Annotated in this window: 15 protein-coding genes; 11 read left to right on the plus strand and 4 right to left on the minus strand. The window is 63.2% G+C overall.

Annotated elements, in window-relative coordinates:
- Window positions 1–321: 321 nt before the first annotated feature.
- The 9 genes from betI to yccS all read left to right on the plus strand — a co-directional run bounded on the left by betI (window position 322) and on the right by yccS (window position 14231).
- Window positions 322–942, plus strand: coding sequence for a transcriptional regulator BetI (gene betI / locus Q8O96_RS15545; RefSeq protein WP_016966359.1), 621 nt, complete (start codon window positions 322–324; stop codon window positions 940–942).
- An 81-nt stretch (window positions 943–1023) separates the two neighbouring features.
- Window positions 1024–2496 (plus strand): betaine-aldehyde dehydrogenase, encoded by a 1473-nt coding sequence (gene betB, locus Q8O96_RS15550; RefSeq protein WP_102862021.1) that lies wholly within the window; start codon window positions 1024–1026, stop codon window positions 2494–2496.
- A 174-nt stretch (window positions 2497–2670) separates the two neighbouring features.
- The gene (gene betA / locus Q8O96_RS15555) at window positions 2671–4374 is read left to right on the plus strand and encodes a choline dehydrogenase (protein ID WP_102862022.1); all 1704 of its coding nucleotides are present in this window, start codon (window positions 2671–2673) and stop codon (window positions 4372–4374) included.
- Window positions 4375–4615: 241 nt separating this feature from the next.
- Window positions 4616–6058, plus strand: coding sequence for a TldD/PmbA family protein (locus Q8O96_RS15560; RefSeq protein WP_305949074.1), 1443 nt, complete (start codon window positions 4616–4618; stop codon window positions 6056–6058).
- Window positions 6058–7395 carry a TldD/PmbA family protein gene (locus Q8O96_RS15565; RefSeq protein WP_115581121.1) on the plus strand — a complete coding sequence of 446 codons (1338 nt, stop codon included), beginning with the start codon at window positions 6058–6060 and terminating at the stop codon, window positions 7393–7395. The genes Q8O96_RS15560 and Q8O96_RS15565 overlap by 1 nt, the downstream gene beginning before the upstream one ends.
- A gap of 64 nt (window positions 7396–7459) precedes the next feature.
- Complete coding sequence (mdtD, locus tag Q8O96_RS15570) at window positions 7460–8890, plus strand: multidrug transporter subunit MdtD (RefSeq protein ID WP_305949075.1); 1431 nt, start codon at window positions 7460–7462, stop codon at window positions 8888–8890.
- A gap of 242 nt (window positions 8891–9132) precedes the next feature.
- A complete protein-coding gene (gene dbpA / locus Q8O96_RS15575) occupies window positions 9133–10470 on the plus strand; it encodes an ATP-dependent RNA helicase DbpA (protein ID WP_242553955.1) in 1338 nt (445 codons plus the stop codon).
- A gap of 160 nt (window positions 10471–10630) precedes the next feature.
- Window positions 10631–11809, plus strand: coding sequence for an NAD(P)/FAD-dependent oxidoreductase (locus tag Q8O96_RS15580; RefSeq protein WP_060841481.1), 1179 nt, complete (start codon window positions 10631–10633; stop codon window positions 11807–11809).
- A 229-nt stretch (window positions 11810–12038) separates the two neighbouring features.
- Window positions 12039–14231 carry a YccS family putative transporter gene (yccS, locus tag Q8O96_RS15585; RefSeq protein ID WP_115581123.1) on the plus strand — a complete coding sequence of 731 codons (2193 nt, stop codon included), beginning with the start codon at window positions 12039–12041 and terminating at the stop codon, window positions 14229–14231.
- A gap of 92 nt (window positions 14232–14323) precedes the next feature.
- On the opposite strand, the gene Q8O96_RS15590 is transcribed toward yccS, so the two are convergent.
- Entirely contained in the window at window positions 14324–15061 is a 738-nt protein-coding gene (locus tag Q8O96_RS15590) for an ABC transporter substrate-binding protein (RefSeq protein ID WP_102862027.1), read from the minus strand.
- A 277-nt stretch (window positions 15062–15338) separates the two neighbouring features.
- Here Q8O96_RS15590 and Q8O96_RS15595 point away from each other — a divergent pair, with 277 nt between their 5' ends.
- Window positions 15339–15791 carry a GNAT family N-acetyltransferase gene (locus Q8O96_RS15595; RefSeq protein ID WP_102862028.1) on the plus strand — a complete coding sequence of 151 codons (453 nt, stop codon included), beginning with the start codon at window positions 15339–15341 and terminating at the stop codon, window positions 15789–15791.
- 3 nt (window positions 15792–15794) lie between these two features.
- On the opposite strand, the gene Q8O96_RS15600 is transcribed toward Q8O96_RS15595, so the two are convergent.
- The 3 genes from Q8O96_RS15600 to Q8O96_RS15610 are packed head-to-tail and all read right to left on the minus strand — an operon-like array spanning window position 15795 to window position 18793.
- On the minus strand, window positions 15795–16091 hold the full coding sequence (locus tag Q8O96_RS15600; RefSeq protein ID WP_102862029.1) for a helix-turn-helix domain-containing protein: 297 nt from the start codon (window positions 16089–16091) through the stop codon (window positions 15795–15797).
- A 23-nt stretch (window positions 16092–16114) separates the two neighbouring features.
- On the minus strand, window positions 16115–16627 hold the full coding sequence (locus Q8O96_RS15605; protein ID WP_102881129.1) for a M48 family metallopeptidase: 513 nt from the start codon (window positions 16625–16627) through the stop codon (window positions 16115–16117).
- Window positions 16628–16669: 42 nt separating this feature from the next.
- The gene (locus Q8O96_RS15610) at window positions 16670–18793 is read right to left on the minus strand and encodes a bifunctional diguanylate cyclase/phosphodiesterase (protein WP_305949076.1); all 2124 of its coding nucleotides are present in this window, start codon (window positions 18791–18793) and stop codon (window positions 16670–16672) included.
- Between the two features lie 319 nt (window positions 18794–19112).
- On the opposite strand from Q8O96_RS15610, the gene Q8O96_RS15615 reads away from it, so the two are divergent.
- Window positions 19113–19784 (plus strand): polysaccharide lyase family 7 protein, encoded by a 672-nt coding sequence (locus Q8O96_RS15615; RefSeq protein ID WP_102862032.1) that lies wholly within the window; start codon window positions 19113–19115, stop codon window positions 19782–19784.
- Window positions 19785–19806: the final 22 nt, after the last annotated feature.

Here is a 19806-nt window from a genome sequence, read left to right on the forward strand (position 1 = left end):
AGCCCGAAACCGCAAAAGCCGCGTTGCGCACCCGCATCCAAGGTCAGTGACGAACCTGCAGCTCGTCGTCTGTTCCCCGGAGCGTCCTGCCCCTTCAACACGTCCTTACTCTTGCCGGTCCACGCCATGCCACGTGTAAGTTTTGGGCTATTTCGGAGGTCGTTTTCCCGCCGTCCGCGAGTAGGAAAACCTCCCCAGGCAGCGACGATTTGTCGCAGATCTTATTCTTTGTTGATTGAACGTTCAATCAAAACAAAATAGACTGGCCCACAAGTCGACCGGCGTCATACGCCCGCCGACAGGCCTAAGGAGAGGTATCAGATGCCCAAGGTCGGTATGCAACCCATACGCCGCCAGCAATTGATCGAAGCCACGCTACAGGCCGTCGATCAGGTCGGAATGGGGGACGCCAGCATTGCGCTGATCGCCCGTTTGGCCGGTGTTTCAAACGGCATCATCAGTCACTACTTTCGGGACAAGAACGGCCTGATCGCAGCGACGATGGGTTACATCATGAGCATGCTCAACGAAGGCGTCAGAGCACGCCGCCAGGCCCTGACGGACGACAGCCCGCGCGCTCACCTGAAAGTGATCATCGAGGGCAACTTCGATGCCAGCCAGGTGAACGGCCCGGCAATGAAAACCTGGTTGGCCTTCTGGGCTTCCAGCATGCACCAGCCCGATTTGCACAGGTTGCAGCGGATCAACGACCACCGCTTGTATTCCAACCTGTGTTGCCAGTTCCGCCGTGCCCTGCCGCTCTACCATGCGCGCAAGGCAGCTCGCGGCCTGGCGGCTTTGATCGACGGTTTGTGGCTGCGTGGTGCCTTGTCGGGTGATGCATTCGACACCGACCAGGCGATACGGATCGCTTACGAATACATGGATCTACAACTGGCTAAGCAGGAACGCCAGAGCACAAAAGAGACGCTCGGCCCCTGACCCGCCACTGATCAACGTGTCCTGAACTTCGGGATACGCCCGGTGGTCAAGCCCACTACTTAATGCACTTGCGAGGACACTATGGCCCGTTTCGAACTGCAAAAACTCTACATCGACGGCGGCTACACCGATGCCGGCAGCGACGCCACTTTCGATGCCATCAACCCGGCCAACGGTGAAGTTCTCGCACAAGTGCAGCGTGCGACCTTTGATGACGTGGAACGCGCCGTGGTCAGCGCCGAAAAAGGCCAGAAGATCTGGGCCGCCATGACCGCCATGGAGCGCTCGCGCATCCTGCGTCGCGCCGTGGAAATCCTCCGCGAGCGCAACGACGAACTGGCCGCCCTGGAAACCCTGGACACCGGTAAAGCCTTCTCCGAAACCAAGTACGTGGACATCGTCACCGGTGCTGACGTGCTGGAATACTACGCAGGCCTGGTACCGGCCATCGAAGGCGAGCAGATCCCGCTGCGCACCACTTCCTTCGTCTACACCCGCCGCGAGCCGCTGGGCGTGGTCGCCGGCATCGGCGCCTGGAACTACCCGATCCAGATCGCCCTGTGGAAATCCGCGCCAGCCCTGGCCGCCGGCAACGCAATGATCTTCAAGCCCAGCGAAGTCACCTCGCTGACCACCCTGAAACTGGCCGAGATCTACACCGAAGCCGGCGTACCAGCAGGCGTGTTCAACGTGCTGACCGGCAGCGGCCGTGAAGTCGGCACCTGGCTGACCGAGCACCCGCGCATCGAGAAAGTCTCCTTCACCGGCGGCACCGACACCGGCAAGAAGGTCATGGCCAGCGCTTCCAGCTCCTCGCTCAAAGACGTGACCATGGAACTGGGCGGCAAGTCGCCGCTGATCATCTTCGACGACGCTGACCTGGATCGCGCCGCCGACACCGCCATGATGGCCAACTTCTACAGCTCCGGTCAGGTCTGCACCAACGGTACTCGCGTGTTCGTACCGAGCCACCTGAAAGCCGCTTTCGAAGCCAAGATCGCCGAGCGCGTAGCGCGCATCCGCATCGGCAACCCGGAAGACGAAAACACCAACTTCGGTCCGCTGGTCAGCTTCCAGCACATGGAAAGCGTGCTGGGCTACATCGCCAAGGGCAAAGCAGAAGGTGCCCGCGTACTGTGCGGCGGCGAGCGCCTGACCGACGGCGAATTCGCCAAGGGTGCCTTCGTTGCACCGACCGTGTTCACCGACTGCACCGACGACATGACCATCGTCCGTGAAGAAATCTTCGGCCCGGTGATGGCGATCCTGACCTACGAAACCGAAGAAGAAGTGATCCGCCGTGCCAACGACACCGACTTCGGCCTGGCCGCCGGTATCGTCACCAAGGATCTGAACCGCGCCCACCGCGTGATTCATCAGCTCGAAGCCGGTATCTGCTGGATCAACGCCTGGGGCGAATCCGACGCCAAGATGCCGGTTGGCGGCTACAAGCAATCGGGTGTTGGCCGTGAGAACGGCATCAGCTCGCTGAACAACTTCACCCGCATCAAGTCGGTACAGGTCGAGCTGGGCGACTACGCCTCGGTGTTCTAAGACACCCAGCCTGAACGACAACCCCTGTAGCCGCTGCCGCAGGCTGCGAAAAGGTCCGAAGGACCTTCCTGCGATCGCCGAAGCACGTCCGCTACGCGGCCGATCGCAGCCTTCGGCAGCAGCTACAGGCCTATTGATCGTGCGACCTGACCAATCTCAAAGAGGGTGCATTCAATGTCCCAAGAATTCGATTACATCATTGTGGGTGCCGGCTCTGCCGGTAACACCCTGGCGACCCGTCTGACTGAAGACGAAGGCGTCACCGTCCTGCTGCTGGAAGCCGGCGGCCCGGACTATCGCTTCGACTTCCGTACCCAGATGCCGGCGGCACTGGCCTTCCCACTGCAAGGCCGTCGCTACAACTGGGCCTACGAGACCGATCCAGAGCCACACATGAACGGTCGTCGCATGGAGTGCGGTCGCGGCAAGGGCCTGGGTGGCTCGTCGCTGATCAACGGCATGTGCTACATCCGCGGCAACGCCATGGACTACGACGGCTGGGCCAAGCTGCCAGGCCTGGAAGACTGGACCTACCTGGACTGCCTGCCGTACTTCCGCAAGGCGGAAACCCGTGACATCGGCCCTAACGACTACCACGGCGGCGAAGGCCCGGTCAGCGTGACCACGCCCAAAGCCGGCAACAACCCGCTGTTCCACGCCATGGTCGAAGCCGGTGTACAAGCCGGTTACCCGCGCACCGAAGACCTGAACGGCTACCAGCAGGAAGGCTTCGGCCCGATGGACCGTACGGTCACCCCTAAAGGTCGTCGCTCCAGCACCGCCCGCGGCTACCTGGACATCGCCAAGAAGCGTTCGACCCTGACCATCGTCACCCACGCCCTGACCGACAAGATCCTCTTTGACGGCAAGCGCGCCGTCGGCGTGAGCTACCTGCAAGGCAGCACCGAGGAGCGCGTGGAAGCCCGCGCCCGCAAGGAAGTCATCGTCAGCTCCGGCGCCATCGCCTCGCCGCAACTGCTGCAACGCTCCGGCGTCGGCCCCCGCGCCCTGCTGGAAAGCCTGGACATCCCGGTGGTCCACGACCTGCCGGGCGTGGGTGAAAACCTGCAGGACCACCTGGAGCTGTACCTGCAGTACGCCTGCACCCAACCGGTGTCGCTGTACCCATCGCTGCTGTGGTGGAACCAGCCGGCCATCGGCGCCGAGTGGCTGTTCAACGGCACCGGCATCGGCGCCAGCAACCAGTTCGAAGCCGGCGGTTTCATCCGCACCCGTGAAGAGTTCGAGTGGCCGAACATCCAGTACCACTTCCTGCCAGTGGCGATTAACTACAACGGCAGCAACGGTGTTAAAGAGCACGGTTTCCAGGCGCACATGGGTTCCATGCGCTCGCCGAGCCGTGGTCGCGTGCAGATCAAGTCCAAGGACCCGCGCCAGCACCCGAGCATCCTCTTCAACTACATGGCCACCGAGCAGGACTGGCAGGAATTCCGCGACGGCATCCGCCTGACCCGGGAAATCATGCAACAGCCGGCCCTGGACGCCTTCCGCGGTCGAGAAATCAGCCCGGGCATCGAGGTGCAGACCGACGAGCAACTGGACAAGTTCATCCGCGAGCACGCCGAGACCGCGTTCCACCCATCCTGCTCGTGCAAGATGGGCACCGACGACATGGCGGTAGTGGATGGCCAGGGTCGCGTGCACGGCATGCAAGGCCTGCGCGTGGTGGATGCCTCGATCATGCCGATCATCACCACCGGCAACCTCAATGCGCCGACCATCATGATGGCCGAGAAAATCGCCGACAAAATCCGTGGCCGTCAGCCGCTGCCCCGCAGCAAGGCCGACTACTACGTAGCGGGCAACGCCCCGGTGCGTGGCAAGCCAATGCGCGATATCACTCCGACCGCGCAGTAAGCCGCACGGGCACCGACCGCAAGGGTCGGTGCCTTTTTCACCTCCCCGCGTATTTCCTGCCCCCGCATTGCCCGCACTGCATCCTTGATCGCAGCCTCCGGCAGCAGCTACAGTTCTGCAACTTGCCCATCCCCTTCGCCCCGGAGTCCACCGACGCCTATATCTGTAGGAGCCGCCGGGCAGCGTTCCGTTTGCTGGCGACAAGACCCGCCCGCTATCGCGTCTCACAAGGAGGTTCTCCATGTTCGACTTTCACCCCCAGTTCAAGCAGCGCTTTGCTGCCTTGCGCACGGGCGCCGAATTCTTTTCCCTGCGCTACGTGCGCGAGTCGGACCAATACCTGTCAGTACGCAAGAACGTTGCCGAACCACCGAGCCTGGGCCGCGACGAAGGGGCGATGCTGACCGCAAGGGTGCGTGGTGTGGAAGCCTACGCCGCCACCAGTGACCTCTCGCAAGGCGGCCTGCAAGCCGCCCTCGACCGCGCCGAACAGCTGGCTCGGGTGATCGCCGCCCACGCCCTGCTGGACCTGCGCGAGCAACCGGTATCCAGCCACCGTGGCGATTACCTTTCGCCGAATCTGGACCAGCCCTTCCCATCCCTCAGCGACTGCTACCAGCTGCTGGGCGACGAATCGGCCTCGGTGCCCAAGGACGAGCGCCTGGTGAACTGGCAAGTGGGCATCGGCGTGACCCAGGTCGAGCAGATCTACCTCAACAGCGCCGGTGCCGAGCTGCGCCAGGCTCAGCGCTTCGTCTACCCGGGCCTGGATGTCACCGCCTACGACGGTAGCGACAGTCAGACCCGCAGCCTGGGCCGGGAAAACTTCGGCCAGCAGGGCGCCGGTGATGTGATCAGCCGCTGTGGCCTGCTAGGCGCGGCGCCACGGGTGGCCGACCAGGCACTGCAACTGCTGCTGGCGCCGAACACCCCGCAGGGCCAGCGGGACCTGCTGCTGATGCCGGACCAGATGATGCTGCAGATCCACGAGTCCATCGGCCACCCCCTGGAACTGGACCGCATCCTCGGCGACGAGCGCAACTACGCCGGCACCAGTTTCGTCAAACAGGAAGATTTCGGCCGCCTGCAATATGGCTCCTCGCTGCTCAACGTGACCTTCGACCCGGAGATTCCCGAGGAACTGGCCAGCTATGGGCATGACGACGATGGCAGCGCCGCCAGCAAGCAGTTCCTGATCCGCGAGGGGCTGCTGGTACGTCCCCTGGGCAGTGCCCTGTCGCAATACCGCAGTGGCCTCGACGGCGTAGCCAACAGCCGCGCCAGCAGTTGGAACCGCGCGCCCATCGACCGCATGGCCAACCTCAACGTCGAGCCCGGCGACCAGCCCCTGGACCGCCTGATCGGCCAGATCGAACACGGCATCCTGATGTCCACCAACCGTTCCTGGTCCATCGACGATGCGCGCAACAAGTTCCAGTTCGGCTGCGAATGGGGCCAGTTGATCGAAAACGGCGAGCTCAAGGGCGTGGTCAAGAACCCCAACTACCGGGGTATCTCCGCACAGTTCTGGCGCAACCTCAGCGCGGTGGGCGATCGCAGCACCTTCCAGGTCCTGGGCACGCCCAACTGCGGCAAGGGCGAGCCCAACCAGGTAATCCGCGTCGGCCACGCTTCGCCGGCCTGCGTGTTCAGCAAGATTGACGTATTCGGAGGAGACGCCTGATGACCAGGACGATGAATCAGGCCGAGCAGTTCAAGGCATGGGTGCAGTGGCTGCAGGACGCGATCAAGGAATCGGAACAGTTCACCCTGAGCTACTCGGCCGAGTCCTCGGAGTTCATCCGTTTCAACCACGCCAAGGTGCGTCAGGCCGGGCAGGTGCAACAGGCCAGCCTGCACTTCAAGCTGATCGACGACGGACGCCACGCCGACTTGAGCATCACCTTGAGCAATGACCCCGAGGTGGACCGTCAGCGCCTGGTCGAAGCCCTGCAACAGTTGCGCGAAACCCTGCCGCTGCTGCCGGCGGACCCGTACCTGATGCTCAATCACGCCCAATGGCAATCCCACCATGTGCAGGACCATCCGCTGCCCGATAGCGAGCAGGTGGTGGCACAGATCGGCCGCGCCGGTGCCGGCCTGGATCTGGTGGGCATCTATGCCGCCGGCCCCATCAGCCGAGGTTTTGCCAGTTCCGCCGGAGCGTTCGGCTGGCATCAGGCCAACAGCTTCAACTTCGACTTCAGCCTGTTCCACGCCAATGGTGAAGCGGTGAAGGCCAGCTACGCGGGACACGCCTGGGACGACGCAGCCTTCGCCCAGCGCTTCGACCAGGCCCGTCAGCAACTGGAGTTCCTCGGTCGACCGCTGCGCACCCTGGCGCCGGGACAGTACCGCGCCTACCTGGCACCGGCGGCCCTGGAGGAGATCATGGGCATGCTGGCCTGGGGCGGGTTCTCGGCCCAGTCCATTGCCAGCAAGCACAGCCCCCTGCAGAAACTCTACGCGGGCGATGCCGCCCTGAGCCCCCTGGTGTCCCTGGACGAACAGGTCAGCGGCTCCCTGAGTCCGGCCTTTTCCGATGAGGGCTACCCGCGCAGCGACCTGTCGCTGATCGCCGCCGGCAATGCCAACGCCCAGTTGATCAACTCCCGCAGCGCCGCCGAGTACGGCCTGACCAGCAACGGCGCCGGCAGCGGCGAATACCCCAGTGCACTGAACATGGCCGCCGGGCAGCTGTCGCAGCAGGAGATCCTCAAGCAACTGGGCACCGGCCTGTACATCAGCAACCTGTGGTACCTCAACTACTCGGACCTGCCGGCAGCGCGCCTGACCGGCATGACCCGCTTCGCCACCTTCTGGGTGGAGAACGGCGAGATCCAGGCCCCGGTGAACACCATGCGTTTCGATGACAGCGTCTACAGCCTGCTGGGTTCGCAACTGGAGGCCCTGACGGCGCAACGGGAACTGCTGCTTTCGGCCAGCACCTACGGCCAGCGCCAGACCGCCTCGATGCATTTGCCTGGAGCCCTGGTCAGCCGCCTGACTCTGACCCTGTAGGAACTGCCCTCAAAGCTGTCGGAGCTGGCAAGCCAGCTCCGACCTGAATTGACATAGAGGTCCCATGCCCGAACGCCCGCCTCTCGACGCTACCACCGCCCGCTGGCTGCCCTGGGTGGTGGCCATCGCCTTCTTCATGCAATCCCTGGACGGCACCATCCTCAATACAGCGCTGCCGGCCATGGCCCAGGACCTGGCGGAAGACCCGCTGCGCATGCAGGGGGTGATCATTGCCTACATGCTCACCGTTGCCCTGCTGATCCCAGCGTCCGGCTGGATCGCCGACCGCTTCGGCACCAAGAAGATCTTCTTCGGCGCCATCTTGATCTTCAGCATCGGCTCCCTGCTGTGCGCGATGTCCAACACCCTGAGCCAACTGATCGGCGCCCGGGTGATCCAGGGCCTGGGCGGGGCACTGATGCTGCCGGTGGGACGGCTGGTGGTGCTGCGGGCCTACCCGCGCTCGGAGCTGGTGCGGATCATGGGCTTCATCACCATTCCCGGGCTGCTGGGCCCGCTGATCGGCCCGACCATGGGCGGCTGGATGGTGCAATACCTGACTTGGCACTGGATCTTTCTGATCAACCTGCCGGTGGGCGTCGTCGGCTGCTATGCGGTGTGGCGTTTTATCCCAGACCTGCGAGGCAGCGAGCGCACCCGTTTCGATGGCCTGGGCTTTGTGCTGTTCGGCGCGGCGATGGTGCTGATCACCATTGCCATGGAAGGCCTGGGGGAATTGCACCTGCCGCACCTGCGGGTGATGTTGCTGCTGTTTGGTGGGCTGGCCTGCCTGGCGGCCTATTGGCTGCGGGCCGTGCACACCGATAACCCGCTGTTTGCGCCCTCGCTATTCAAGGTACGAACCTTTGCCGTGGGCATCCTCGGCAACCTGTTCGCCCGCCTGGGCAGCGGTGCCCTGCCGTTCCTGGTGCCGCTGCTGCTACAGGTGGCGCTGGGTTATTCACCGTCTCAGGCGGGGATGAGCATGCTGCCCCTGGCGGCCGCGGCGATGCTGGCCAAGTCCATTGCCCGGCCCCTGATCGAGCGCCTGGGCTACCGCATCGTGCTCACCGGCAACACCCTGGCCCTGGGGCTGATGCTGGCCAGCATGGGGCTGGTCAGCGAGCACACGCCTTATCCCCTGCTGCTGGGCATGCTGGCGGTGCTGGGGGCGATCAACTCGCTGCAGTTCACCGCGATGAACACCGTGACCCTGATCGACCTCGACGATGCCTCCGCCAGCAGCGGCAACAGCCTGTTGTCGGTGGTGGCGCAGCTGTCCCTGAGCCTGGGGGTGGCCTGTGCCGGTGCGCTGCTAGGCGGTTTTACTGCACAAGTAGGCAATGACGGAGTGAACACCGTGCTCGGCGCCTTCCAGCTGACCTTCCTCACCGTGGGCATCATGGCGATGCTAGCGGCGGCAATCTTCCTCCAGCTGTCGCCCACCGATGGCCGAAGGGCGCGCAAGGTCGAGGAACAGCACATCGAGCATTGAGCCGCACACACCCCTCCGTAGGAGCCGGCTCGCCGGCGAAGAGCCCCCGAGCCCTGCGCCAAACTCCCGGTCGCCTTCGCTGGCCAGCCAGCTTCTACACAACACCGCCCCTGCGCGGTTGCTCGTCCAGAATTTGCAGGTTATGGGAGCGAGACTGATACACTGCGCGACATTTTGTTTTGCAGGCCAGTCCCGTGACCACCATTGCCACCGCTTTTAATACTTTGCCCCTGTCTCCCGCCATGCTGGCTAACCTCGACTCCCTCGGTTATGCCCAGATGACGCCGATCCAGGCGCAGAGCTTGCCGGTGATCCTCAAGGGCATGGACCTGATCGCCCAGGCCAAGACCGGCAGCGGCAAGACCGCGGCCTTCGGCATCGGCCTGCTGAACCCGATCAACCCGCGCTACTTCGGCTGCCAGGCCCTGGTGATCTGTCCGACCCGCGAGCTGGCCGACCAGGTGGCCAAGGAAATCCGGCGCCTGGCCCGTGCCGAAGACAACATCAAGGTCCTGACCCTGTGCGGCGGCGTGTCCTTCGGTCCGCAGATCGCTTCCCTGGAACACGGCGCCCACATCATCGTCGGCACCCCGGGGCGTATCCAGCAACACCTGCGCAAGGGTTCGCTGGTGCTTGATGGCCTGAACACGCTGATCCTCGACGAAGCCGACCGCATGCTCGACATGGGTTTCTACGACGCCATCGAAGACATCATCGAGCAGACCCCGTCGCGCCGGCAGACCCTGCTGTTCTCCGCCACGTACCCGGTGGGCATCAAGCAACTGGCGTCGAAGTTCATGCGTGATCCGCAGACGGTGAAAGCCGAAGCGTTCCACGACGACACGCAGATCGAACAGCGTTTCTACGAGATTTCCCCGGAAGAACGCATGAGCGCTGTGACCAAAGTCCTGCACCACTTCCGCCCGGCTTCCTGCGTCGCTTTCTGCTTCACCAAGCAGCAAGTGCAGGAAACCGTCGATCACCTGACCTCCAAAGGCATTTCCGCCGTCGGCCTGCATGGCGATCTGGAACAGCGTGACCGCGATCAGGTGCTGGCGATGTTCGCCAACCGCAGTACGTCGGTACTGGTCGCCACCGACGTGGCCGCCCGCGGCCTGGACATCGATGCGCTGGACATGGTGATCAACGTCGAGCTGGCCCGCGATTCGGAAATCCACATTCACCGCGTCGGCCGTACCGGTCGCGCTGGCGAAAAAGGCATCGCGGTCAGCCTCGTCGCACCGTCCGAAGCCCATCGCGCGCAAGCCATCGAACAGCTGCAGAAAGCCCCGCTGAACTGGGATCAGGTCGACAACCTCAAGTCCCAGGGCGGCGCCCCGCTGCAGCCACCGATGAGCACCCTGTGCATCGCGGGCGGGCGCAAGGACAAAGTGCGCCCGGGCGATATTCTCGGTGCGCTGACTGGCGACGCCGGCATCCCGGGCGCCCAGGTCGGCAAGATCGCGATCTTCGACTTCCAGTCGTATGTGGCGGTTGATCGCAGCGTGGTCATGCAGGCCCTGCAGCGTTTGAACAACGGCAAGATCAAGGGCCGTTCGCTGCGCGTGCGCGTCCTCTAACCCCACTGCTTGGCCTGTAGCCTCTGCCACAGGCTGCGATCGATCTGGGCGGCACTCCGTACGAAGGGGCGCTGGATCTTGAGATCGCTGAAGGCCTTCGGCCTTATCGCAGCCTGCGGCAGCGGCTACAGGGTCATTCGCTCCTAACGAGGACTCCGTTTTGCGTTCTACCGAAGTCGTGATCATCGGCGCTGGCGCCGCCGGCCTGATGTGCGCCCTGACCGCGGCCGGCCGGGGCCGCCAGGTGCTGTTGCTGGACCACGCCAACAAGGCCGGCAAGAAAATCCTGATGTCCGGCGGTGGCCGCTGCAATTTCACCAACATGTACACCGAGCCCGCCAACTTCCTTTCGCAGAACCCGCATTTCTGCAAATCGGCCCTGGCCCGCTACACCCAGTGGGACTTCATCGGCCTGGTGGCCAAGCACGGCGTGCCCTACCACGAGAAGAAACTCGGCCAGCTGTTCTGCGATAACAAGTCCAGCGACATCCTCGGCATGCTGCTCGACGAATGCGATCAGGTCGGCGTCGAGCTGCGCCTGGACACCTCGATCCAGCAGATCGAGAAGCTTGAGTCCGGCTACCTGCTGCAGACCACCCTGGGCGCGGTGCAGTGCCAGTCCCTGGTGATCGCCACCGGCGGCCTGTCGATCCCGACCCTGGGTGCTACCGGTTTTGGCTATCAGGTCGCCAAGCAGTTCGGCCATGAACTGCTGCCGACCCGTGCCGGCCTGGTGCCCTTCACCATCACCGACCAGCTCAAGGAACTGTGCAGCGAGTTGTCGGGCACCTCGGTGGACTGTCTGGTGAGCTGCAACGAGCAGAGCTTTCGCGAGAACATTCTGTTCACTCATCGTGGCCTCAGCGGCCCGGCGATCCTGCAGATTTCGTCCTATTGGCAACCCGGCGACAGTGTCGAGATCAACCTGCTGCCAGACCACGACGCCCTGGGCTGGCTGCAACAGCAGCAGGCCGAGCGCCCCAACAGCGAGCTGAAAACCCTGCTGGGGGAAATCTTCACCAAGAAGATGGCGGGACTGCTGGCCGAGCACTGGTTCGTCTCCAAGCCGATGAAGCAGTACACCCCGGCGGAACTGGCGGACGTGGCGCAAAAACTCGGCAGCTGGCAGTTGGTGCCGGCGGGCACCGAGGGCTACCGCACCGCCGAAGTGACCCTGGGCGGGGTCGATACCCGCGAGGTGTCGTCCAAGACCATGGAATCGCTGAAGAGCCCGGGGCTGTATTTCATCGGTGAAGTGCTGGACGTCACCGGCCACCTGGGCGGCTTCAACTTCCAGTGGGCCTGGGCCTCGGGCTACGCGGCGGCGCAATACGTCTGAGCCGCTGTGCATCCCTGTAGGCGCTGCCGCAGGCTGCGAACGCCCCGAAGGGGCGCGGCGATCCAATGTCCGCTGAGGTCCTACGGCCCTGTCGCAGCCTACGGCAGCGGCTACAGGCGCCCGACCGGCAACGGCAACAGAATTTGCCGGCGGATGTGACGACGGCATTGCGCCGTCGTCAATACTGGCTCAATTTAGCTGCATCGCCCCGGAAGGCCTGTCCCACTCCATGTCATCGACTTCTTTTCGTCAGTCTCTGCGCCGCCTCTGGGCGCTGGATAAATTCAGCTACAGCGTGCGGGTGTTCATCGCCCTGACCGGCAGCATGGCGCTGTGCTGGTATCAGGATGAAATGGGCCTGCTGATCCCGCTGTTTCTCGGCATCATCGCCAGCGCCCTGGCGGAAACCGACGACAGCTGGCAAGGCCGGCTCAACGCCCTGGCCGTGACCCTGGTGTGCTTCAGCATCGCCGCGCTGTCGGTGGAACTGTTGTTCCCCTACCCCTGGATCTTCGCCATTGCCCTGGCCCTGGCCAGCTTCGGCCTGACCATGCTCGGGGCCCTGGGGGAACGCTATGGCGCCATCGCCTCGGCGACCCTGATTCTCTCGGTCTACACCATGATCGGCGTCGACCAGCGCGGCGGCGCGGTGATCGACTTCTGGCACGAGCCGCTGCTGCTGGTAGCCGGCGCGGCCTGGTATGGCCTGCTCTCGGTCCTCTGGCAGGCGCTGTTCTCCAACCAGCCGGTGCAGCAGAGCCTGGCCCGGCTGTTTCGTGAGCTGGGTTTCTACCTCAAGCTCAAGTCATCCCTGTTCGAGCCGATCCGCCAGTTGGATGTGGAAGCCCGGCGCCTGGAGCTGGCCCAGCAAAATGGCAAGGTCGTGGCAGCTCTCAACGCCGCCAAGGAGATCATCCTGCACCGGGTGGGCAATGGCCGGCCGGGGTCGAAAGTCAGCCGCTACCTGAAGCTGTACTTCCTGGCCCAGGACATCCACGAGCGCGCCAGTTCGTCCCATTACCCCTATAACGCCCTGACCGACGCCTTCTTCCACAGCGACGTGCTGTTTCGCTGCCAGCGCCTGTTGCGCCAGCAGGGCAAGGCCTGCCGCGCCCTGGCCGAATCCATCCAGCTGCGCCAGCCGTTCGTCTATGACGCCAGCTTCGCCGAGGCCCTGAGCGACCTGCACGCCTCCCTGGAACACCTGCGCATCCAGAGCAACCCGGCCTGGCGCGGGCTGCTGCGCTCGCTGCGCGCCCTGGCGGCCAACCTTGGCACCCTCGACCGCCTGCTCAGCGACGCCAGCAACCCTGACGCCCTGGCCGATGCCACCGACAGCAGCCTGCTGGACCGCTCGCCGCGCAACCTCAAGGATGTCTGGACTCGCCTGCGCACCCAGCTGACACCGACGTCACTGCTGTTCCGCCATGCCCTGCGCCTGCCCCTGGCGCTGAGTATCGGCTACGGCATGGTGCATCTGATCCACCCATCCCAGGGCTACTGGATCATCCTCACCACGCTGTTCGTCTGCCAGCCCAACTACGGCGCCACCCGGCGCAAGCTGGGCCAAAGGATCGTCGGCACCGCCATCGGCCTGACCATCGCCTGGGCGCTGTTCGACCTGTTCCCGAGCCCCTTGGTGCAATCGCTGTTCGCCATCGCCGCCGGGGTGGTGTTCTTTACCAACCGCACCACCCGCTACACCCTGGCCACAGCCGCCATCACCCTGATGGTGCTGTTCTGCTTCAACCAGGTGGGCGACGGTTACGGGCTGTTCCTGCCGCGGCTGTTCGATACCCTGCTGGGCAGCCTGATCGCCGGGCTGGCGGTGTTCCTGTTCCTGCCGGACTGGCAGGGCCGACGCCTGAACAAGGTGCTGGCCAACACCCTGACCTGCAACAGCATCTACCTGCGTCAGATCATGCAGCAGTACGCCGCGGGCAAAAGCGACGACCTGGCCTACCGGCTGGCCCGGCGCAACGCCCACAACGCCGATGCGGCGCTGTCCACCACCCTGGCCAACATGCTCATGGAGCCGGGGCATTTCCGTAAGGAAGCCGACGTGGGGTTCCGCTTCCTGGTGCTGTCCCACACCTTGCTCAGCTACCTGTCGGGGTTGGGCGCGCACCGGGAAACCCAACTGCCGGGGGAAGTCCGCGAGCACCTGATCGACGGTGCCGGGGTCAGCCTGGCGGCGAGCATCGACGAGATTGCCCAGGGCCTGGCCAACAAGACCCCGATCGCCATCCAGAGCGATGCCGAGGAAGCGTTGGCCAATGAGCTGGAGCAGATGCCGGATGAAATCGACGAAGGCCAGCGTCTGGTGCAGACCCAGCTGGCACTGATCTGTCGACAACTGGGCCCGTTGCGGACCCTGGCGGCGCACCTGATCAAAGACACCAGCGACACCGAAAAACCGTAGGAATAGGCCTGTCGGCGAAAGGGGCCGCAAGATTAATGCAAGGTCCGGGGCCGCGCTCGCTGGCAAGCCAACTGATGCAGCTCCCTGTTCGGTTACATACCGTGCTGGCGCAACAGCCGGTCGTAGCTGCCGTCGGCCTTCATGGCGGCAATTTCCCGGTCGAACTTGGCAACGATCTGCGCGTGTTCGGGGTTTTTCAGGCTGACCAGGATATGCAGGCCGTTCTCGCTCAGGGGCTTGGGCAGGAACTCCACGGCGTTGCGCACCCGAGGCGATTCCCGGGCCAGGTAGTAGCGGGCGACGTATTCGTCTTCCAGAGTCAGCTTGACCCGGCCCGCCGCCAGCATGCGCACGGCCATGGCGAAGTTGTGCACCAGAACTTTCTGCAGGTTCGGGTCGTTGTCGAACTCCGGCGAATAGGCGTAGCCACGCACTACCGCCACCGGGTACTCATGCAGTTGCTTGAGGTTGTTGTATTCCAGCGAGGCATCCTTGCGCTTGATGAAGCGCACTCGGTTGACCAGGTACTCCGAGGAAAACTGCCCCAGATGGGTGCGCTCTTCGTTGTACCAGGCATTGACCAGTACGTCGTAGCGCCCCTCGCCCACCCCCATCAGAGCCCGAGCCCAGGGCACCTGCTCGAACTCGCTGGAATAGCCGGCACGGGACAGAGCGGTGCTGACGATATCGGTGGCCACCCCGCCGTTGACCAGGGTCGCGTCGGTAAAGGGGGGCCAGGCGTCAGCGACCAGGCGCAGCTTCTGTGCAGAAGCGCTGTGGCCCAGCAACAGCAATCCGATCAAAGCCAAAGCTCGATGCAATCGCAGCATGCTAAAAGATCCTTAGCGGGCACAGGGCCCAGCGCATTCCAGCCGACACTCGAGGGCCCCTGCCGGTATTCGACAGGGCAGCCCAGCCCCTAACACTAGCTCATCAAAACCGCTGCACAGGACTTGAAAACAGATTACACAAAGAAGACAAAGGCCAGTAACAACAATGGTGGCATTTTGACCTAACTCACAGAAACAGCCTCTGGGTGCTGCTCGACAAGACATCCGGCGGCGATGTGCCTAGTATTTCGCACAGCACTTTCTACAGGATATGAAGATGACCATCGAATGGGTCTGCAAGCATCACACCGATCTGGGCAAGGAACAGTTGTACGCCATCCTGCAACTGCGCACCGAAGTCTTTGTCGTGGAACAGAAATGCCCCTACCAGGAAGTGGACGGCCGCGACCTTGAAGGCGATACCTGCCACTTGATGGCCTGGGACGACGACCGCCTGCTGGCCTATCTGCGCCTGCTGGACCCGATCTCCCAAGGCGGCGACGTCGTGATCGGCCGCGTAGTGATCGCCGAACAGGCCCGTGGCCAGGGCCTGGGTCATGCCCTGATGGAGCAGGCGCTGAAACAGGCACAACGGCACTGGCCAGAAACCCCGATCTACCTCTCGGCCCAGGCCCATCTGCAGGATTACTACGGACGCTACGGCTTCATCGTCGCGGGTGAGGAATACCTTGAGGACGGCATTCCCCATATCGGCATGCGCCGGGCCTGAGACTCAGGGATAACCCAGCACTGTCTTGATCTGCCGCAGATTGGGCTCGATCCAGCCCTTGTCGATGGCCCCCCAGCTATGGATTCGGTAGCGCCCGGCATGATTGCGGGCGCCATCCTGCTGCTCGAACTCGCAGAGGATGTCCAGGTCCGCCAGGGCGGCGATGGTGTCCTGGGCGGTGCGTCGGGGCATGCCCGTGACTTCGGTCAGCGCCGGCACACTGCTGGCCAGGCCGCTGTCGATCAGATACGCCACATACAGGCGGCGGTAGAAACTGCTCTTGGTCTTGCTGACATCCATCGCCTACTCCCTTTCACTAAGCACTAATCCGCCGCTCCTGCCTTGGCTTGCAGGTCGCGCCAGGTCAGGTAGACCCGCAGGTCGAACTCCAGCTGGTGATAGCCCGGCAGCATATGCTCGCAGAGCTTGTAGAACGCCTTGTTGTGATCCGATTCCTTGAAGTGCGCCAGTTCGTGCACCACGATCATCCGCAAGAACTCCGGCGCCGCCTCCTTGAACAGGGAGGCGATGCGGATCTCCTTCTTGGCCTTGAGCTTGCCGCCCTGCACCCGGGACACCGTGGTGTGCAGGCCCAGGGCGCGGTGAGTCAGATCCAGACGGTTATCGAACAGCACCTTGTCGATGGCCGGGGCGTTGCGCAGGTATTCCTGCTTCAGTTCCAGAGCGTAGTTGTACAACGCCTTGTCGCTCTGTACCGCGTGCTTGTGCGGATAGCGCCGGCTCAGGTAGTCCCCCAGGCGATCTTCGTCGATCAGCTGGCGCACTTGCTGTTGCAGGGCGACGGGGTAGGCCTGAAGGTATTTGAGTGCAGTCATGAAGGGGCAGCGCAAGGTGCAAAGAGCGCCAGTGTAGCGAATTCAGGCCGGCAACGCGCTCCAGTCAAAAGGCTGGGCAAACTGACTGGCACTGCTGGCAGTCAGGGGGCGCGCCACCAGGAAACCCTGCACATATTCACAACCATTGGCTTTGAGCCACTCGAATTGCTCGAGGGTTTCCACGCCTTCGGCAATCACCAGCAGGCCGAACTGTTTGCACAGATCGATCACGCTGCGGGCGATGGCGGCATCTCGCGGCGAAGTCAGCAGACGAGCGATCAGGTGCCGGTCAAGCTTGAGGGTGTCCAACTGCAGGTCACGCAGGTACGCCAGACAGCAGCTGCCTGATCCGAAATCGTCCAGGGCCACCCGCACCCCCAGTTCATGCAACTGCTGCAACTGCTTGCGGGTCTCGTCCAGGTTCTGGGTCAGTGCCGCCTCGGTCACCTCCACCTCCAGCTGACGAGGCAGCAGGCCATGGCGCAACAACACCTGGCGCAGTTCGGTTGCCAGGTTGGGCATGCCGAACTGGGTAGCGCTGAGGCTGACCCCCAGCACCAGGTCCGGGCTGAACACCTGTTCCCAATCCTTGCGCTGAGCGGCGCCCTGCTGATAGATCCAACTGCCCAGGCGGCTGATCAACCGTGCCTCTTCCAGCAACGGCAGAAACAGCCCCGGCGGTACATCGCCGACACTCGGGTGCCGCCAGCGCAGCAACGCCTCGAACCCTCGCAAGCGGCCATCGGCAATGGCCACCTGGGGCTGATACACCAGGGTGAACTCCTTGCGCTCCACCGCGCTGCGCACGCTTTCTTCAAGCATCAGCCGGGACCGGGCACGGCCGTTCATTTCATGGTCGTAGTAACGGTACTGCTGACGGCCGGCACGCTTGGCCTCGTACATGGCGATATCCGCCGCGCGCAACAGGCCATCCAGATTGGAACCGCAGTCAGGGTAGATGGCGATGCCAATGCTGGCCCCCAGCACCACCTCCATGCCATCGATCTGCTGGCTGATGGACAGGCGTTCGATCAGTTTTTCGGCGATTTTTGCCGCCTGCTCCGGGAAGCTCAGCTCCAGCAGGGCCGTGAACTCGTCGCCGCCCATGCGCCCGAGAATATCGAACGAATGCAGGCATTCCTTCAACTGCTCAGAGACCCAGCGCAGCACCCGGTCACCGGCATCGTGCCCCAGGGAGTCGTTGACTCGTTTGAAGCCGTCCAGGTCCAGGTAGAGCAGCACCAGAGACTTTCCCGAGCGATCGCTGCGCAGCAGGATGTTCTCCACGGTCTGATAGAAACCGCGCCGGTTGAGCAGGCCCGTCAGCGGATCGGTAACGGCCTGGTACTCCAGCTGTTGATGCAGGTGTCGAACCTCGGACATGTCCAGCAAGGTCACCACCATGGCCTTCTGTTCGCTGGGCAGGGGCGCGCAGGACAGGGCCACACAGATCTGCTGGCCGGGGACGGTACGCAACAGGGCGTCATGCAGACGATAGGTCTCGCCCCTGCGGTAGCAGGCGTAGAGTTCGGATTCGTTCCAGTCGGGGACGTGGGGCTTTTGCAGGTAATCGAGGAAGGGCGAACCTTCCAGATCTTGCACCTGGGCATTGAGCAAGCGCGAGACCGCTGGATTGGCGAAGCGCACATGGCCGCCTTCGTCCACCACCAGAATGCCTTCGGCGGCGTTGTCCAACACCGCGGCGTTGAACGCTCGCGCCACCTCCAGATCATGACTGAGGTGCTGCAGGGCTCGGCGGTTGCGCTGTTGCTCCAGCAAAGCCTGGACCTTGGGCTTGAGGATCTGCGGGTCGAAGGGTTTGAACAGGTAGTCCACTGCGCCACTGGCGTAGCCCTTGATCACGGCATCCTGGGACTGCTCGTTCGCGGTGAGGAAGATGATCGGTGTCAGCCGGGTACGCTGGCTGCCGCGCATCAGTCGAGCCACCTCAAAACCATCCATGCCGGGCATCTGCACATCCAGCAGCACCAGATCCACCTCATGCTCGAGCAACAGGCCCAGGGCCTCGACACCGGAGGCAGCGGTCATCACCCGCCAGTCCTGGCGCTGCAACAGAGCACGCATGCTTAGGAGATTTTCAGGATAGTCATCAACGATCAGAAGAGTGGAGTGGCCTTCGGCCACCTCCGGGTGCACGCATTCCATGCTGCTTCTCTTGCCTGTAATAAGACTGAGCGGGTGAGAAAACCTGGCTAAAACTGTGAATTCACTCTAGACCCGGATCTTGAAAAGCAGAAGCCGCCATGACGCCATCACTCCGCCAATGGCGCCGACTCCCGACTAACGGTCACAGTTGTGCAGCATAAAAACCGGGAAGGATGGCATTTCGATATTTTGCTGACGTCAGATATCCGCCGTACGGACCTCGCCCGGCATCCGTTCTGCGTTATAAAGACGCCCGAAGAAGCGCAGGCTAAAGCCCTCGGCGACCTGCACCAGACCTTTCCTTGCGGAACCTCTCACCATGATCGATCTGGCAACCTGGAACCTCAGCGTTCCCGTCGGCAGCCCACCGGCAACCATTGACACCCCCGCCCTGGTCAAAGGCTTCAAGGACCAGTACTTCCACTCCGATAGCGGCACCCTGTTCTTCTGGTCGCCGGTGACCGGATCAAAAACCGAGAACGCCATCTACCCGCGCACCGAGCTGCGGGAAACCTATTCCAACGGAAACCTGCGCAACTGGACCTACCCCGAGGCCGACAACCTGTTGTACGCCACCCTGGCAGTGAAGCAGGTGCCCTCATCGGGCAAGATCGTCGTCGGCCAGATCCATGCCTACAACAGCACCAAGCCCCTGGTGAAAGTGGAGTACCAGTACAAGACCCGCCAGGGCAGCGGCAATGTCGTGGCCAAGGTGCGCATGCGCCCGGATGACGACGAAGGCCGGGTCATCACCATCGCCAGGAACGTGCCCATGGATCGGGAGTTTTCCTACCTGATCCACCTGAGCCCCGGTGGTGCCCTGGGGATCAGTGCTGCGGGCTATCAATGGGATGGCCAACTGAGCGCCACCTGGCGCGACAAGCCGCTGTATTTCAAGGCTGGCGTTTATGTCCAGGACAACAGCGGCTACACCAGCGAGGGCGGCAAGGTGACCTTCTCCAAGCTGGATATCGACCACAACAAAATCTAACCCCGTCTCTGTGCAGGAATCC

It is taken from the genome of Pseudomonas sp. LPH60, from assembly GCF_030718165.1.
Classification (GTDB): domain Bacteria; phylum Pseudomonadota; class Gammaproteobacteria; order Pseudomonadales; family Pseudomonadaceae; genus Aquipseudomonas; species Aquipseudomonas danubii.

Excerpts from the sequence above, each read along its gene's own strand:
- Q8O96_RS15605 (WP_102881129.1), bottom strand. The coding sequence starts at position 16,627 with ATGACTGCACTCAAATACCTTCAGGCCTACCCCGTCGCCCTGCAACAG.
- betB (WP_102862021.1), top strand. The coding sequence starts at position 1,024 with ATGGCCCGTTTCGAACTGCAAAAACTCTACATCGACGGCGGCTACACC.
- Q8O96_RS15615 (WP_102862032.1), top strand. The coding sequence starts at position 19,113 with ATGATCGATCTGGCAACCTGGAACCTCAGCGTTCCCGTCGGCAGCCCA.
- yccS (WP_115581123.1), top strand. The coding sequence starts at position 12,039 with ATGTCATCGACTTCTTTTCGTCAGTCTCTGCGCCGCCTCTGGGCGCTG.
- Q8O96_RS15590 (WP_102862027.1), bottom strand. The coding sequence starts at position 15,061 with ATGCTGCGATTGCATCGAGCTTTGGCTTTGATCGGATTGCTGTTGCTG.
- dbpA (WP_242553955.1), top strand. The coding sequence starts at position 9,133 with ATGCTGGCTAACCTCGACTCCCTCGGTTATGCCCAGATGACGCCGATC.
- betI (WP_016966359.1), top strand. The coding sequence starts at position 322 with ATGCCCAAGGTCGGTATGCAACCCATACGCCGCCAGCAATTGATCGAA.
- Q8O96_RS15595 (WP_102862028.1), top strand. The coding sequence starts at position 15,339 with ATGACCATCGAATGGGTCTGCAAGCATCACACCGATCTGGGCAAGGAA.
- Q8O96_RS15610 (WP_305949076.1), bottom strand. The coding sequence starts at position 18,793 with ATGGAATGCGTGCACCCGGAGGTGGCCGAAGGCCACTCCACTCTTCTG.
- Q8O96_RS15600 (WP_102862029.1), bottom strand. The coding sequence starts at position 16,091 with ATGGATGTCAGCAAGACCAAGAGCAGTTTCTACCGCCGCCTGTATGTG.
- betA (WP_102862022.1), top strand. The coding sequence starts at position 2,671 with ATGTCCCAAGAATTCGATTACATCATTGTGGGTGCCGGCTCTGCCGGT.
- mdtD (WP_305949075.1), top strand. The coding sequence starts at position 7,460 with ATGCCCGAACGCCCGCCTCTCGACGCTACCACCGCCCGCTGGCTGCCC.
- Q8O96_RS15560 (WP_305949074.1), top strand. The coding sequence starts at position 4,616 with ATGTTCGACTTTCACCCCCAGTTCAAGCAGCGCTTTGCTGCCTTGCGC.
- Q8O96_RS15565 (WP_115581121.1), top strand. The coding sequence starts at position 6,058 with ATGACCAGGACGATGAATCAGGCCGAGCAGTTCAAGGCATGGGTGCAG.